This window comes from Corynebacterium sp. HMSC078A10, from assembly GCF_001811565.1.
GTDB classification, from domain to species: Bacteria; Actinomycetota; Actinomycetes; order Mycobacteriales; family Mycobacteriaceae; genus Corynebacterium; species Corynebacterium hesseae.
Genome location: NZ_KV805226.1, coordinates 45,523 through 61,598 on the forward strand (window position 1 = coordinate 45,523; position 16,076 = coordinate 61,598).

10 protein-coding genes and 1 pseudogene are annotated in these 16,076 nt (G+C 61.8%); 6 read left to right on the forward strand and 5 right to left on the reverse strand.

Annotated features, from left to right (window positions below):
• Window positions 1-157: 157 nt before the first annotated feature.
• Window positions 158-1,609 (reverse strand): hypothetical protein, encoded by a 1,452-nt coding sequence (locus HMPREF2808_RS10660; RefSeq protein WP_070561350.1) that lies wholly within the window; start codon window positions 1,607-1,609, stop codon window positions 158-160.
• A gap of 124 nt (window positions 1,610-1,733) precedes the next feature.
• A complete protein-coding gene (locus tag HMPREF2808_RS10665) occupies window positions 1,734-3,290 on the reverse strand; it encodes a catalase (RefSeq protein WP_070533789.1) in 1,557 nt (518 codons plus the stop codon).
• A 176-nt stretch (window positions 3,291-3,466) separates the two neighbouring features.
• Between HMPREF2808_RS10665 and HMPREF2808_RS10670 the strand changes: the two genes are divergently transcribed.
• The gene (locus HMPREF2808_RS10670) at window positions 3,467-4,015 is read left to right on the forward strand and encodes an RNA polymerase sigma factor (protein WP_070524053.1); all 549 of its coding nucleotides are present in this window, start codon (window positions 3,467-3,469) and stop codon (window positions 4,013-4,015) included.
• 277 nt (window positions 4,016-4,292) lie between these two features.
• Window positions 4,293-5,615: a YkvI family membrane protein gene (locus tag HMPREF2808_RS10675; RefSeq protein WP_070564287.1), complete on the forward strand. Its 1,323-nt coding sequence runs from the start codon at window positions 4,293-4,295 to the stop codon at window positions 5,613-5,615.
• Window positions 5,616-5,751: 136 nt separating this feature from the next.
• Here the strand turns inward: HMPREF2808_RS10675 and HMPREF2808_RS10680 are convergent, their stop codons facing one another.
• Together HMPREF2808_RS10680 and HMPREF2808_RS10685 are read right to left on the reverse strand one after the other, a co-directional pair.
• The gene (locus tag HMPREF2808_RS10680; RefSeq protein WP_070524049.1) at window positions 5,752-6,789 is read right to left on the reverse strand and encodes an aspartate-semialdehyde dehydrogenase; all 1,038 of its coding nucleotides are present in this window, start codon (window positions 6,787-6,789) and stop codon (window positions 5,752-5,754) included.
• Between the two features lie 19 nt (window positions 6,790-6,808).
• Window positions 6,809-8,074: an aspartate kinase gene (locus HMPREF2808_RS10685; RefSeq protein WP_070561344.1), complete on the reverse strand. Its 1,266-nt coding sequence runs from the start codon at window positions 8,072-8,074 to the stop codon at window positions 6,809-6,811.
• A 146-nt stretch (window positions 8,075-8,220) separates the two neighbouring features.
• Between HMPREF2808_RS10685 and HMPREF2808_RS10690 the strand changes: the two genes are divergently transcribed.
• The gene (locus HMPREF2808_RS10690; protein ID WP_070624621.1) at window positions 8,221-9,093 is read left to right on the forward strand and encodes a DMT family transporter; all 873 of its coding nucleotides are present in this window, start codon (window positions 8,221-8,223) and stop codon (window positions 9,091-9,093) included.
• Between the two features lie 14 nt (window positions 9,094-9,107).
• Here HMPREF2808_RS10690 and HMPREF2808_RS10695 read toward each other — a convergent pair whose 3' ends face one another.
• Window positions 9,108-10,301, reverse strand: coding sequence for a mannosyltransferase family protein (locus HMPREF2808_RS10695; protein WP_070624622.1), 1,194 nt, complete (start codon window positions 10,299-10,301; stop codon window positions 9,108-9,110).
• Between the two features lie 305 nt (window positions 10,302-10,606).
• Here HMPREF2808_RS10695 and leuA point away from each other — a divergent pair, with 305 nt between their 5' ends.
• The 3 genes and pseudogenes from leuA to HMPREF2808_RS10710 all read left to right on the forward strand — a co-directional run.
• Window positions 10,607-12,421: a 2-isopropylmalate synthase gene (gene leuA, locus HMPREF2808_RS10700; RefSeq protein WP_070624623.1), complete on the forward strand. Its 1,815-nt coding sequence runs from the start codon at window positions 10,607-10,609 to the stop codon at window positions 12,419-12,421.
• Between the two features lie 305 nt (window positions 12,422-12,726).
• Window positions 12,727-14,592, forward strand: a complete 1,866-nt coding sequence (locus HMPREF2808_RS10705; protein ID WP_070624624.1) for a hypothetical protein — start codon at window positions 12,727-12,729, stop codon at window positions 14,590-14,592.
• Window positions 14,593-14,690: 98 nt separating this feature from the next.
• Window positions 14,691-15,857 (forward strand): annotated as a pseudogene (locus tag HMPREF2808_RS10710) (DNA polymerase III subunit epsilon); the annotation flags it as partial.
• Window positions 15,858-16,076: the final 219 nt, after the last annotated feature.

A 16,076-nucleotide genomic window follows, 5' to 3' on the forward strand; every position in this document is an offset into this window, starting at 1 on the left:
TCACAACGGATTGGAGAAACCGTTTGCCTACCCCCTAAGTAGGCTTTGTGAGCGACTTTTACTCTAGCACTCTTTTCATTCACAGCGGTAGCAAAATCTGGAAAACCGAGTAACATATCGTGGCACTTCTGCGATGTGCCGGACGCAGGGCCGTGAGCTAGGCTTTTTCTTTTTCTGCCCGCCCTGCAGGTGCCCCCACGAGCACGAAGGCCGCAATCGTAATTACCCCCAAAATGGCCAGAGCAGTCCACAACTGTGGGGACTGCCCACCATTACCTGCCACGGTGATGGCGGAGGTGGCCCACTGCATGGGGAAGAGATGCACGAGCGCGCTCATCGCGGCGTTGAGATCGGTGCCGGTCGACGCCGCCTTCCACGCCCAGCCCACAATGCCAACCTGCGCCACGGCGAGCACGCTGCCCAGGACCCAGCCGCCAGCGCCAAGGCCGCGCGCAAGCGCGAACACAATGCTTGCCGACGCCACCCCGGCCCCCGCCGCCGCGAGCCCCGCCCAGGCCACCGCGGCTGCGGTCACGCCAGTAGCCAGGAGGGCCACGAGCAAGCCCACAACGACGCCAATCAGCACCGCCCCGCCGAGGAGCGTGAGGATTCGGCGCTCCACGCGGGTCAACAGTGCGCCGATAACACCGCCGCCAAGAGCAGCGATGGCTGCTAGCAACATAGCGACAATGGGGCTCAGCAGCTGGGCGGGTGCGCTGCCGCCCTCGGCGGGCCCGGCGACGGTCGGCATCGCACGCTGTGCGCCCTGCACCTTGGTCCGGTTCTGCTTGGCCATGCCATCGACCTTCTCCGCTCCTTCCACAAGCTTGTCTACGCCCTTCAAGGCCTCATCGACCTTCGCGTTGAGCTCACCAATACCGGCGTTGAGCTGCTTCGCCCCCTCGGTGGCTTGGTAGACGCCATCGTGATAGGCATAACCACTGACGGCCAGCTGATTGGAAAGCTCGCGCGAACCATCCTTGAGTTGCGTCAATTGATCCTGAACGGATTGGTCGAATTGGAAGTTCTCCACCTGGCCGCGCAGATCACCAAGCTGCGAGCGGATGTTCTTCGCCTCCGCCGAGTTGTTTCCTTCTAGGTCCTTTAAGGTGCCGTCGATTGCCTGCAAGAGCTGTCCGCGAACCACGCCGAGGCCCACGACTTGATCCACGGCTCCGCCGACCCCGTCGGCCAGCTCGGTGGCGCCGTTGCCCAGCTGGGCGGTGCCGGACTGCAGCTGCACGAGCCCGTCATAAAGCTCCTGCGAGCCGCCGGCCAGCTGGTCTACTCCACCGCCGAGCTCATCAGCGCCATCCTGGAGCTCCCCTGTGCCGTCTGCGAGCTGCTTCGTGCCGTTGGCCAAAAAGCCGGCTTGGGCATTGGCTTCCGAGAGGGCACGGGAGACGTCGTAAAGCTCAGCCGGATCGATGGTGCCATCGCTGGGAGCCCCGGCCTGTTCCTGCGACCAGGTTTCGGCCGGCTGCCACTCGGACACGGCGGCGACGACCGCACCGACAATGAGCGGCACGATGAGCACGAGGGTGAGAATCAGAGCGCGGGTGCCAACCTTCCGGTTGGCGTCAGCAGGACTGGCTAGGCGTGAGGTCATGTAAAAGAAACTATCGTTCACGCTGGGAAAAAGCGGTCAGGCGCGCGGAAAAGCCCCGCCAGTACCGTGTTCTTCGGTCACTAGCGGGGCTACTGAGGTTACGTAATTAACGCGTATGCGTTAATTACTTCTTCTCCGCGAAGAGCTCGCGCACGCGCTTGCCCAGCTGCGGGGAGACAGCATCCCAGTAGGCGTAGACGCGCTCCTCGGTCTCCGGGGACACGCCAGCCATAGCGTTGGTGATGTTGTCTGCGAGGCGCTCCTTGGCACCGTCGTCGTAGACGTTCTCGTACAGGTCAGTGGCCTGAACGGTGTCATTATCCTCGGCGTGGCGGACGTAGGGCGCACGAACCAAGTCGATGCCGGCCGGATCCGGGTTCACGTAGAGGTCCGGAGCGGTGGTGGTCTCCTGCTCCTTGAAGCGCAGGTTCTCATCGCCGTCCATGTAGCCGCCGCCCTTGGCGTGGCGGTTCGGCGAGTAGACCGGATCCTCCGGGGCATTGAACAGGTACTGCATCGAGCCCTCGTGCTCGTAGGTGTTGACCTGGTTAAGCGGCTGGTTCACCGGCAGCTGCTTGTAGTTCGGTCCGATGCGGTAGCGCTGCTGGTCGGCGTACGCGAAGACGCGTGCCTGCAGCATCTTATCCGGGGACAGGCCAATGCCCGGGACGATGTTGGACGGATCCAGGGCAACCTGCTCAATCTGCGCGAAGAAGTTACGCGGGTTGCGGTTGAGCACGAAGTATCCGACATCCACCAGCGGGTAGTCCTTCTTGGACCAGGTCTTGGTGAGGTCGAACGGGTTGAAGCGGTATTCCTCGGCCTCTGCCACCGGCATGATCTGAACCTTGACGTCCCAGACCGGGAAGTTGCCTTCCTCGATGGCGTTGTAGAGGTCTTCGCGGTGGTAGTCCGCGTTCTTGCCGGCCATCTCAGTCGCCTCGGCGTCGGTGAAGTTCTCCACGCCCTGGCGGGTCTTGAAGTGGTACTTCACCCAGAAGGCGTCACCGGACTCGTTGACCCACTGGAAGGTGTGGGAGCCGTAGCCGTTCTGGTGGCGGGTGGTCTTCGGGGTACCGCGGTCACCCATGAGGTAGGTGACCTGGTGGGTGGTCTCCGGGTTACGGGTCCAGAAATCCCACTGCATGTCAGCATCGCGCAAACCATTGGCTCCCAGACGCTTCTGGGAGTGGATAAAGTCCGGGAACTTAATACCATCACGCAGGAAGAACACCGGGGTGTTGTTGCCCACGATGTCGTAGTTGCCATCCTCGGTGTAGAAACGCAGCGCGAAGCCGTGGACGTCACGCCAGGTATCCGGGGAACCCTGCTCGCCGGCGACGGTGGAGAAGCGGCCCATCATCGGGGTCACGGTGCCCTTCTGGAAGAGCTTGGCCTTGGTATAAGCGGATACGTCCTCGGTAACGTGCAGCTCGCCGAAGGCACCGTGGCCCTTAGCGTGCGGGGTGCGCTCCGGCACGCGCTCGCGGTTGAAGTGTGCGAGCTTCTCAATAAGGTGGATGTCGTTGAGCACGACCGGGCCGTTTTCGCCAGCAGTGATGCTGGTGTTTTCCGTTGCAATGGGCTGACCGGAAGGGCGGGTGGTGTTCTCGCCGCCCGGGGCGCGCTGGCCCTTATCCAGAACCTTGTCTGCAACGAACTCGTTTGAAGCGTTAGTCATGGGGTTAATGCCTCCTACAGTTGTTGATAATTTGTGATTCGTTATCAATCTCGGACCTTTCATAGCCTACCCATTAAAAATGACCTACGCAACAGATTTTTTCCCAAATGTAGACGCCCACAGAGGAGCCCCAGCGGTTCCCGAGGCCCACGCCCCCGACTGGTAAATTATGGGAGGTGAAACGACACTCCGAGCGCGACGATGCGCGCGTCACCGATCTCGCCCTCAAGGCGGGCCGCGGCGACCGCGCAGCCCTCACGGAGTTCATCAAGTCCACCCAAGATGATGTCTGGCGCCTGCTCGCCCACCTCGGCGGCCCAGATATCGCGGACGACCTCACCCAAGAAACCTACTTGCGCGTCATCGGCGCGCTCCCCCGCTTTGCCGCCCGTTCTTCAGCACGCACGTGGCTGCTCTCCCTCGCTCGCCGCGTGTGGGTGGACAACATCCGCCACGACATGGCCCGCCCGCGCAAGTCCGCCACCGAGTATGAGGACGCCGCCGCCCTTGCCGCGACCCCGGAAAGCTCGGGCACGTGGAGCGAGTGGATCGACGCCCGCGCGCTGATCGACGCCCTCCCAGAAGACCGCCGCGAAGCCCTCATCCTGACCCAAGTCTTGGGCTACACCTATGAGGAGGCCGCGAAAATCGCCGGGGTTCGTGTGGGCACAATTCGCTCCCGCGTCGCCCGCGCCCGCAAGGACCTCATCGACCAGCGCGGATAATCGTTATCGAGCCGTTATAAATGGGCGTCGGGAGTCACAGCACCTGCGCAGACGTGCGGCAACTGACAGGTCCTGGCGGCCCGTCCGGTGCCAGCTCAGCGAGAAATCGTAGTGTCAGCTGGAAAATACCTATCGACCACACCTAATCTTTTTCGAGGCACACGTGATAAATCGATAGTCGAACCGGGCCCGCGAGGCTTTCCCGATTGCCCGCACCACACCTTGGGTTGTGATGACATTCCCCGGCGCGTGTGAGATTGAGAGACCTCTTTACCTTATGTGGAAACGCGCAGTGGCCATTTCCATGGCCTTCATTGGTGTCGTCGTCGGCGCCGGCTTTGCCTCCGGACAGGAAGCAATCCAGTACTTCGTGGCTTTCGGAAACATGGGACTGTGGGGTGTACTCCTCGCCTCCGCCCTCATGATCATTACTGGTGTAGCCATTTTGCAGCTCGGCTCCTACTTCCAAGCGGACGAGCACACGGCCGTCTACGACAAGATTAGTGGCCCCATCGTCTCCCGAGTGCTGGACTGGGGCACCCTAGCCACGTTGTTCTCCATCGGCTTCGTCATGTTCGCCGGTGGTGGCTCGACCATCAGCCAGCAGTTTGACGGCGTGCCCATCTGGGTGGGTGGGGCCGTGATGCTCGTGCTCGTTCTGCTGGTAGGCCTCCTCGACGTGGATAAGGTCAGCAACGTCATCGGCGCGATTACGCCCTTCATCATCATCTTCGTGGTTCTGGCCACCGGTTACACCATCATCGTGACGGATGTTGACTGGTCTAGCGCCAATGATTTCGCGGTCAACAACGTCGAAAGCCCTCTCAGCAACTGGTGGCTGGCCGCGCTGAACTACACCGGCTTGAATGTCATGTGCGCGGTGTCGATGTCCATCGTCATCGGCGGCAACATCCTGGATAACCGCGCCGTCGGTGTCGGCGGCCTCATCGGTGGCTTTTTCTACCTGCTTCTACTTACCCTCCTCGTGGTTTCCCTCTACATGGTGGCGCCGGATGTGCACAAGCAGGACCTGCCGGTGCTCACGTTGATCAACAACGTGAACCCGATCCTGGGTTACTTCATGACCTTCATTATTTACGGCATGGTCTTCAACACCGCCATCGGCATGTTCTATGCCATGGGCAAGCGCCTAACCCGCAAGAAGCCGAAGCTCTTCTACCCCGTCTACGCGGGCGCCTGTGTCGTGGGCTTCATCCTCTCCTTCATTGGCTTCAAGCAGCTGGTCTCCAGCGTTTACCCGATTCTGGGTTGGATTGGCCTGCTCATGATTGCAGTCATGGTCATCAGCTGGATTACCCAGCGTGACAAGATCACCTCCGAGTCTGACCGCCGCGTGCGCGCCCGCACCTTGGTCAAGCGCCGCCTCGACCCGCGCGAGCACTTCACCAAGAAGAACGAGCGCGAGCTGCGTAAGCTGGCCGCTGCCTCCAACATGGAAACGGAGGAGTTCGTCGAAGTCGTCGCCGAGGAAATCCACGAGGAACTCGAGGCCGACGATGAGATTGAATACGACCGCGAGGATCCAGACCCCTCCGTGACCTTCGTGGAGCACACCAAGCCCGAGGTCCCGAAGGACTAGCGCTTCCCGCATGTGTAGCGGGCCGCGCGTCCCGCTACACATAGCCACAATTAGAAAGAAGTCCGCCCCAGAATTCACTCTGGCGGCGGACTTCTTTTATTGAGGAGAACAGTGCGGCACTGTCGTGCGCCACACGCTAGACCAGCAACTCCGCAATCTGAATAGCGTTGAGCGCTGCGCCCTTGCGCAGGTTATCGCCGGATACGACGAAGACGAGGCCCTTGTTGTCCTCGACCGTCTGGTCCTGGCGGATGCGCCCGACCAAGGAAAGGTCGATGCCGGCTGCCGCCAGGGGCGTCGGCACATCGACGACCTTGACACCCGGCGCGGCCGAGAGCACCTCGCGGGCCTGCTCCGGGGTAATCGGCTTCTCAAACTCCGCGTGTACGACCATGGTGTGGCCAGTAAACACCGGGATGCGCACGCACGTGCCGGACACCTTCAGCTCTGAGATGCCCAGAATCTTGCGGGACTCGTTGCGCAGCTTCTGTTCCTCGTCGGTCTCTTCGGTTCCGTCATCCACGAGGTTGCCCGCCAACGGCAGCGCGTTATACGCAATCGGAGCGACATAGGGGCCCAAATCCTCCTCGGAGACCTCAAGCGCAGAGCCGTCGTGGACGAGCTCAACGTTGCGGTCACCGATTGAGGCCACCTGCTTGACCAAGGTTTCCACGCCGGCCAATCCGGAACCGGACACGGCCTGGTAGGAGGCGACGCGCATGGTGGTGAGACCAGCGGCGTCGTGAAGCGCCTTCGTCACCGGCATGATCGCCATGGTTGTGCAGTTCGGGTTGGCGATGATGCCCTTGGTGACGTTGTCTTTATCCTGCGGGTTCACCTCTGACACGATGAGCGGCACGTCCGGATCCCGGCGCCACGCAGAAGAGTTATCCACCACGGTGGCGCCGGCCTCGGCGAAGAGCGGTGCATACTGCTTGGACGTCGAACCGCCGGCGGAGAACACGGCGATGTCGATTCCTGCAAGGCTCTCCACAGTCTGCTCTGCCAAATCTTCGACGACGACCTTGTCCTCGCGGAAGGTGAGCTCCTGGCCTGCTGAGCGTGCGGAGGCAAAGAAGCGGACCGTATCGGCCGGGAAGTTGCGCTCCTCCAAGAGGGTGCGCATCACGCGGCCAACCTGCCCGGTAGCGCCTACAACTGCAACAGTGGTCATGACCTTTACTCCTTAATTTTTAGCGTCCGGTACCAGCATAAACGGTGGCCTCTTCCTCGCCACCTAGCTGGAACTTATCGTGCAGGGCCACGGCGGCCTTCTCCAGATCGGCCTCGCGGGTAAGCACGGAAATTCGGATTTCGGAGGTTGAAATGAGCTCCATGTTGACCCCGGCGTCACGCAATGCCTCCGTGAAATCTGCGGTAACGCCCGGGTGGGACTTCATGCCGGCACCGACGAGGGAGACCTTGCCCACCTGGTCGTCGTAAAGCACGTTGGTCCAGTGCCCCTCTTCCTTGAGCTTGGCCAGGATCTCCATGGCCTTTGGGCCGTCCGAGCGCGGGCAGGTGAAGGTGATGTCGGTGGTACCGGAGTCCAGCGAGGAGACGTTTTGCAGAACCATGTCGATGTTGATCTCGGCGTCCGCGATGGCGCGGAACAACTTGGCCGCCTCACCTGGGCGGTCCGGTATGCCCAGGACGGTGACCTTAGCCTCGGAACGGTCGGTTGCGATACCAGTAAGTACTGCTTCTTCCACGGGGATATCCTCCATTGAACCGGCGATGAGCGTGCCGGGGTCGTTTGAATAAGATGAGCGGACTCGAAGGGGAACGTTGAACGCGCGGGCGTACTCGACGCTGCGCAGGACCAGAATCTTAGAGCCCACAGCTGCCATCTCCAGCATCTCCTCGAAGGACAGCTGGTCGAGTTTCTGGGCGTTGTGGACGATGCGTGGGTCGGCGGTATAAACGCCGTCGACATCGGAGTAAATCTCACACACATCGGCCTTGAGCGCTGCCGCCAGCGCCACCGCGGTGGTGTCCGAGCCGCCGCGGCCGAGGGTGGTCACATCACGCGATTCCTTGTTCACGCCCTGGAAACCCGCAACGATGCAGATCCGGCCTTTCTCCAAGGCTTCGGTTAGACGGCCCGGGGTGACGTCGACGATGCGGGCGTTTCCGTGGCGCTCGGTGGTGAGCACGCCGGCCTGGGAACCAGTGAAGGACTGAGCCTTGGCACCAAGGGACTCCACGGCCATGGCAACGAGTGCGTTGGAGATGCGCTCGCCGGCGGTCAACAGCATGTCCATCTCACGCTGCGGCGGGACGGGGTTGACCTGCGCTGCAAGATCAAGCAGGTTATCGGTGGTATCTCCCATGGCGGAGCACACAACAACGACGTCGTTGCCCTGCTTCTTCGTCGCCACAATGCGCTCCGCCACCGCGCGAATGCGCTCTGCGCTTTCGAGGGAGGATCCCCCGTATTTCTGTACGACTAGGGCCACTGACGGTCCCACCTTTCCTGTTTGTGAGGGCCATTACCTGTTCACCGCCCAATACCTATAGACCGGCAGTCAACTCCTTTAGACTACCGCCCTTTGGTTCCCATCGAAACACGTGCTGGATATTAATTCCAGGTAGGGTAGAAACGATGCTTTCAAACCTGGTTGCCATTACTTTTGCACTGGCCTCCGCGCTAGTCGTGGCCTGGGGCACAGTCATACGCCACCGCATCGTGTTGGACGCTAGCTCCAGGAGCGTCATGCGCACCGCTATTCGGACTCCCTTGTGGTGGGTGGGGACCAGCGCCGCCGTTATTGCCTACGCGCTACAGCTCGTCGCTCTCCACTTCGGCACGCTGCTCATCGTGCAGCCAATCCTCATCCTGTCCCTCATGTTCACGCTGCCGCTCGCCGCCTGGTATTCCCGGCGGCCGATGCCAGCGCGGGAGGTGTTCTGGTGCCTCACGCTGACCATCGCGGTGAGCATCATGGTGGTCTATGGGCGCCCCACCGCAGGCTTGACGACGCCCACCTGGTCCCAATGGTGGCCCGCCTTCGCCCTCGGCGCGCTTGCCCTCACCGCTCTCTTCGTGGCGGCCTATAACCGGCCGGAGGAATCCGCTCTAGCGCTCGGGAGCGCGTGCGGCATCCTGTACGGCTACGTAGCGCTCGTAGCGAAGGCAGTGGTGGACGTCCTCTCCCACGAGGGCATCGCAGCCTTGCTGGCCAGCTGGGAGCTATACGTGCTCATTGGGCTGGCGGCTGCCGGAACGGTGATCCAGCAATATTCCTTCCATGCTGGCGCCCTTGCGCACTCTCTGCCTGCGATGACCATCATGGAGCCCATCGTGGCCTTCGGTTTGGGCTACTGGGTCTTGGGCGAAAAATTCCAGGTCAGTAGCGTTGCGGGTTGGTGCGTGATGGTGGTTTCGCTCATCATCATGATCGTTGCCACAATCGTCCTATCCCGAGTGCCGGTCAACCCGGGAAGCGCTCAGCGCGCGGAGCAAAGCCCGCGCTAGGACTAGCTTCCGCGCTAGATGGCCCACTCAAAGACCACCAGCATATAAGCGGAGAACCACGCCGACCACAGGACCCAGGCGCTACATGCGAGCCAGAGCTCGCGGGGTCGCAGCGCCTCAGCCGCGCGCACGGCCCAGGGAAGCGCCAAGATAATCGCGGGTAGGAGGAGGCGGGGACGCGAGTGCATGATGCCGTCGGAAAGCAGCACATTCGCACACAGCGCGGCACTAAACCACCACGCCACCGGATTCAGCCTTCCCCACGCCGCCACCAGCAGCACGGGGACGCCCAGGATCACCAGAACGCTAAGCAGGTAGCCCACATCGTTCTTCTCCGTCAGGACTTCCCATACGAACCGTACGGTGGCAGCACCCCAGTCGAAGGTGGAATGCCAGTGCTCGGTCTGGATGCCAAAGTAGCCGCCGGCTTCTGCGAGGTAGCGCTGCGCCCACAATAAATACGCTGGCAGCGGAAGTGCCGCCACGATGAGGCTGAGCCAGGCCTGCCACGAACGCCGCCCATAGATGAGCACCCACAAGGCAAAGACAGCAAGGAAGTCCACGGAGGTCAGCCGCACAAACGATAAGGCAAAACCGAACGCCGCCGCGCGCCACCAGGCGCGATCATCCAGCGCGACGAGCCCCCACACCAGGAGGGCCCCGAAGAGGGCTTCGGTATAAGGCATCGAGAACACGATGGACATCGGAGCGCTGCTCACCACGATGGCAGCGGCGCATTGCCCACGGCGCCCCGCCCCCAAGCGCTGCGCCAAGACCATAACGCCGGCGGCCATGGCCACGGTGAGGAGGGTGTTAACGATGAGCGCGGCTACCTCGAGGCTGATCCCGGTCCATCCCAGGACCCGCAACAGCATGGGAAAGCCCGGGAAGAAGGCCATTGTCGTCTCATAGACAGGGCCATCAGTGTGGATATCCGCGTCAAAATATCCCACCCGAGCAATTTCCAGGTAGTACTTGGAATCCCAAGACGTGAGCTGATCCCACAGCTCCTGGTCATTGACGGCGGCGATGACGTTCAGAACGGCAATGCGCACCGCGGTTCCAACAACCGCGACCAACGTGGCGAGCGACACCAGTGACAGCGCCCTGTGCGTGCCAGCAGGGGAGGCATCTGCCGCGCGCCCGCTATCCGCCGTGGGCTCTTCCCCCGGATCCTGAGTAGTCTTCGTCGAGTTTTCTTCATGCACGCCACATCATCCTAGCCACCCACATCACACATCCCAATATGTGAAATCGGTTGCCATAGAATGAGAAGGGCTGTAGTGTGGCTCACATGACTTTGCGGCACACTCTCCTCCTTAGTAGCCGCGGCGGGTTTTAGGTTTCTAGCTTCACGGCCAGCGCCCCGCCGCGGAGCGCGGTGATGCCAACACACCGCAGCTGGCCGTCCCCCACGATTCACGCCGAAGCTGCGCACCATAAATAGCGCAGCACAGTAAAACGCCTTTGGCCCCAGACCCATAGGCCCCAGACAAGGAAGAGAACAACCACCATGTCCCCCAACGATTCTTTCATCTCCGCTCCCCGCGAAATCACCACCCCGGCTGGCCCGCGCAACGAAAACCAGCCCGCGTGGAACAAGCAGCGCGGTTCCTCGATGCCAGTAAACCGCTACCAGAGCTTCGCCGAAGAGGTAGAACCGGTCTCGCTGCCTGACCGCACGTGGCCAGACAAGAAAATCACCGTGGCGCCACAGTGGTGCGCCGTGGACCTGCGCGACGGCAACCAGGCTCTCATCGATCCAATGAGCCCTGAGCGCAAGCACCGCATGTTCGATCTGCTGGTCAAGATGGGCTACAAGGAGATTGAGGTAGGCTTCCCGTCCGCCTCCCAGACGGATTTCAACTTTGTTCGCGAAATCATCGAGGGCAATAAGATCCCGGATGACGTCACCATCCAAGTCCTGGTCCAGGCCCGTGAGCACCTGATCCGCCGTACTTTTGAGGCTTGCCAGGGCGCCAAGAACGTCATCGTTCACTTCTACAATTCCACCTCGAAGCTGCAGCGCCGCGTGGTCTTCCGCAAGGACCGCCCGGCCATTAAGAAGCTGGCCACGGACGCCGCGGAGCTCATCAAGGGCATTGCCAAGGATTACCCCGATACCAACTGGCGCTGGGAATACTCGCCGGAATCCTTCACGGGCACCGAACTGGACTTCGCCGTCGAGGTCTGCGATGCCGTTGTTGACATCATGGAGGCAACTCCGGAGAACCCCATGATCATCAACCTGCCCTCCACGGTGGAGATGATCAGCCCCAACGTCTATGCCGACCAGATCGAGTGGATGCACCGCAATTTTGCGAAGCGGGACTCCATCATCATGTCCCTGCACCCGCACAATGACCGCGGCGAGGGAATCGCCGCCGCCGAGCTGGGTTACATGGCCGGTGCGGACCGTATCGAAGGCTGCCTGTTTGGCAACGGTGAGCGCACCGGCAACGTGGACATCATTACCCTGGGCCTGAACATGCTGACCCAGGGCGTGGACCCGCAGATCGACTTCTCCGATCTGCCTAAGATCCGCGAGACGGTGGAGTATTGCAACCAGCTGCGCGTGCCGGAGCGCCACCCCTACGGCGGCGAGCTGGTATTTACCGCCTTCTCCGGTTCACACCAGGACGCCATCAACAAGGGCCTGGACGCCCTAGCGCAGGAGGTGCGCCCAGGCGCGAACAACACTGAGGTGTCGTGGGAAGAGCTGCAGGATACTACCTGGGAAGTTCCCTACCTGCCCATCGATCCGAAGGACGTCGGCCGCGATTACCAGGCGGTCATCCGCGTCAACTCGCAGTCCGGCAAAGGCGGCGTAGCCTACATCATGAAGACCGATCATGGCATCAATATGCCGCGCGCCATGCAAGCGGAATTCTCCTCCGTCGTGCAGGCGGTGACCGACGCCGAAGGTGGCGAAGTCAACTCCAAGAACATGTGGGATATCTTTGCCAACGAGTTCTTAGAGCGCACCTCCCCGCTGGAGCTCGTCACCTTCCAGGTTGATAACTCAACCACGGAGGACGAAGACGCCAAGGTCACCGCAACCATCGTCTTTAACGGTGAGAAGCGCATTATTTCCGGCATGGGCAACGGCCCCATCGCCGCGTACGCCAACGCACTGGAAGATGTCGGAATCGACTTCGAGGTCATCGATTACTCCCAGCAGTCCCGTACGGCCGGTGACGATGCCGAAGCCGCCTGTTATATCGCCGCCGAAGTCAATGGCGCACAAGTGTGGGGTGCCGGCATCGCTGGATCCACCACCCGCGCGTCCATCAACGCCATTACCTCAGCGGTCAATCGCGCGGACTAATCCTCCGCCGCGACACAGGGCAACACAGGGGGAGGCAAGCTGTTCCGCGCGTCTCCTCCTTGCGCAGTCTCTCGCACGCGCACTCCCCTCGCTAAAGCTACTGACCGTAACATCGCGCTGGTTACGCATTGTTGTAGGCCAGCACAGAGGGTTATACAATACGAATACGCGACACTAATTGCACAACGGCATTGAGCACCTTGTGCACCCAATAAGAATTTCAGTCCGAACTTCGACATTCTCTACTGCGCTCAGTTTTGCAACTGCGCGCATTTGTTGCAGTTCGGCAGGCAAAGGCGAACACCATGACGGTCACTAACTACGTGGTCCCCCACTCTGGGTTTGGTGAACCTCGCCGCCTCACGGTTGACGCCGTTAACCCAGAGATGTTCCTGCAGCTACTCTCCCTGGCGGAAAACAACCACCTTCCCGTCACCCTGTGTGGACACTCAAGCTCCGGCTTCCGCGTCCGGTATGAAGATGACATCGTTGGCGCCATCCCCGCTTCCCAATCCGCCGATTACACAGAACTGGACTGGATCATTAGCGCGGGTTTGACCCCGCAGGCCACTGCAGAAATTTCGCTCCGCGAGGACGCGGTGGAAGAAACCGTTCCGGCATTCGAAGTTCTCCTCCCGGAGCCAGGCCTGTGCGTCCCGATCAATGTTCCCCCGGCTCAGCGATGGGGCATGCTCGACGGCGACCGCGCCCTTCGCATCACTGACTTTTCGGCCCACACCCGTTCCCTGCCGAAGCACCCTGCGCATCTACTCGTGCGCTTGACTAACAGCCGGCGCTTCTTCCACCGCGCCATCGAGGTTCATCTCGATGACAAGCTCATCGCCACCGTTCCGCGCGATCAGGCCACGTGGCTGAGCGATACCATCGCGGGTTTCAAGCACGAGGGTCTCATTGCCATTGCGCGCGCCTACTTCACACCGGATGATAAATCCCCAGCCCTGACCGTCTACTCCGAAGAAGGAACACCAGACGCTCACGTCGCCGTGGGGACCGCCGGCGTCATCGCTGCCGCCGCTGGCGCGGTTGCCGCGACGGCCACAAACACCGATAGGGCTCATGCAGCAACCGCTCCGGTAGGCGGGTTCCAGGCAACGGGCACGGCACACACCGCAAGTTCCGCTGCCACACAGGGCGCACAAGTCCTCTCCTTGAAATCCTTCGGGACCGCCGCAACAGTTGGCTCAAAGATCGCCGCTGCTAGTACTGGTGTCAAGCTGGTGTGCGCGGCAAGCGTTGCCGTCATCATCGGCGGAACCGCTAGCTTTGTATCCTCTGTGCACGCACTTCACTCCGCCCCCAATCAGGTTGCTGACTCGGCTTTAGAGGAGCACACCACTTCGCTCCTTGTCCCCAGCCCGGCCAATAATGCAGAAGCTGACGCCGCGCTTTCCAGCGAAGCTGACGCAACCGAGGACACGGCTGCAGGCGCCCACCGCCCCGATAACCAGGGGCACTCGGTAGCACCACGCGCCCTCGACCGAACCACTTCCTCGACTCCGGCGGAGCCAACGGAACTGTCTGAGCCGACGGAGCCGATTAAGCTGGCCGAGCCCACGCAACGTGCAGAGCTCGTCACGCCCGGAGAGGCAATCCCTTCCCCGCGCAACACGCACCACGCTGAAGTCACACCGCCAGCACCGCGGGAAACCGAAGCCACAGAAGAGTCCACGTCGCGCACGTCACGGCCCCGCCAGGAGGATTCCACCTCCACCACCACAACTACGAGCGCACCTAGCTCCACGCGGAGCGTGCCGACGTCCTCGCCTTCGGCGACCCCAACTTCTTCGACGACACCGACCTCATCAACTTCGGCGCCGAAGACGACTGCTACGACGCCAACGTCCCGCACCACCACACCTGTCAGCACTCCGCCCACGACTACGCCAGCGGAGTCGACTACTCCTGCACCGACGACCTCCAAGCCCGCTGCATCCACGACTGCTACGCCAACCACGACAAAGACTCAGCAGCCCAAGCCCAGCACCTCGTCTCAACCAAGCACCACGACTAAGCCCAGCACCTCGTCTAAACCGAGCACCACACCTAAGCCCAGCACCACGCCTAAGCCCAGCACCACGCCGAAGCCGGAACAGACTTCTGAGCCCACGCCAGACCACGACGGCTGGGTCATCATCATCGAGACCGACTAGTCCGCAACACGCCCTGCCTCACTGCCGATTCGGGGGATACGGCAGCTTCACGTGTGCCCTTTCCAGCTTCCTCGCGGTTGGGTACTAAACTGTGAACAATGACTACGACACCCGGCCCCACCGAACCTGCAGCGCAGCTCAGCGCAGCAGAGACGCCGGCCGTGGCGTCGCCACAATCCAGCGCTCCGAAACCAGGACCGCGCCCTCACTCAGCTGAGAACAAGCAGAACAGCAAAGAAGATAGGGCGTCAGCCCGCGAAGCCGCCCTCGCTGCCTTCCCCTTTGTTGCGCTGACCATCCAGACCACTGGCATTCACCCCTCCACAGGTCGGTTGCTTACCGTGGATGCGCTCACACTCAACGCCGCGGGTGAAACCGGCCAAGAGTTCCACGCCGTCCTCAACCCCGGTGAAGACCCTGGCCCCCGGCATCTTCACGGCTTGAGCGCTGAGGAAATCCAGGCGGGTCAGTCCTTTTCCATGTTGCTCAAGCCGCTGGATCGGCTCATCGATGGCCGCACGCTCATCGTCCACGACGCCCCGTACACCTGGGGTTTCATCGTCGCCGAGGCACGCCGCGCGATGACTGCCGCCGCCCGTCAAAACCGCGCGCGCAACCGCAACCGCGGTAAAGGCCGGCGCCGTCGCTTCAAGGTGGGACACGTTCCCACCCCAATAACCATCGTGGATACGCTTGCCACCGCTCGCCGCCAAAGCGTGTGGGGCACCGATATCCGCCTAGCGGCCGTCGCGCGGGATACCGGTCTTCCCGCGCCCGACCCCACCGCCAGCGTCGCCCGTGCGCAACGACCGGAAAAGGACACCTCCCGCGAGGCAACCCGTCTGCTCGTGGACCTCTACCGTGCGCAAGCCGCGGGCCCGCTCAGCAGCGCGGCACCGGATGAGCTGCGAGCTGATCGCTTTGGGCTACAGCGCTCCCACGTCCGCGTCGACGCTGCCGAAGCTCCCCGCCAGCACCACAACCCCGGCCCCTATGTGCCCGGCAAGGAACTCATCCGCGGCATGGAAATCGTCGTTGCCCCGGAGATCACCGAGGACCCCGACACCATCATCGCCGCCCTGGCCCGTGAGGAATTGAACTACTCGGAGAAGCTCTCCCGCGAGACGTCCCTCGTGGTCTGCAACATCACCACCAACCTCGTGGGCAAGCCCATGCACGCTCACCGCAAAGACATTCCGCTGATGTCCGATGTTGCCTTCCTCGCAGCCCTTGAGCGCATCGAGGAACCGACCGAACCTGAAGAGCAATCCGCCTCCAGCGCAACGAGCAATTCGGGTAAGCGCCACAGCAGTGGGCAGCCCAACCGCAATCGTTCCACAAACAAGAACCGCCGCCGCTCGCGCCGCAAGTCCTCCAACGCCCAGCACTCCCCTAAACAGGGACAAGGGCAGAAGAAGCACCAGAGCTCCCCGGCCGACGGATCCGCAAGCGACAAGCCTGCTCAGTCGGACTCCAACTCGAAC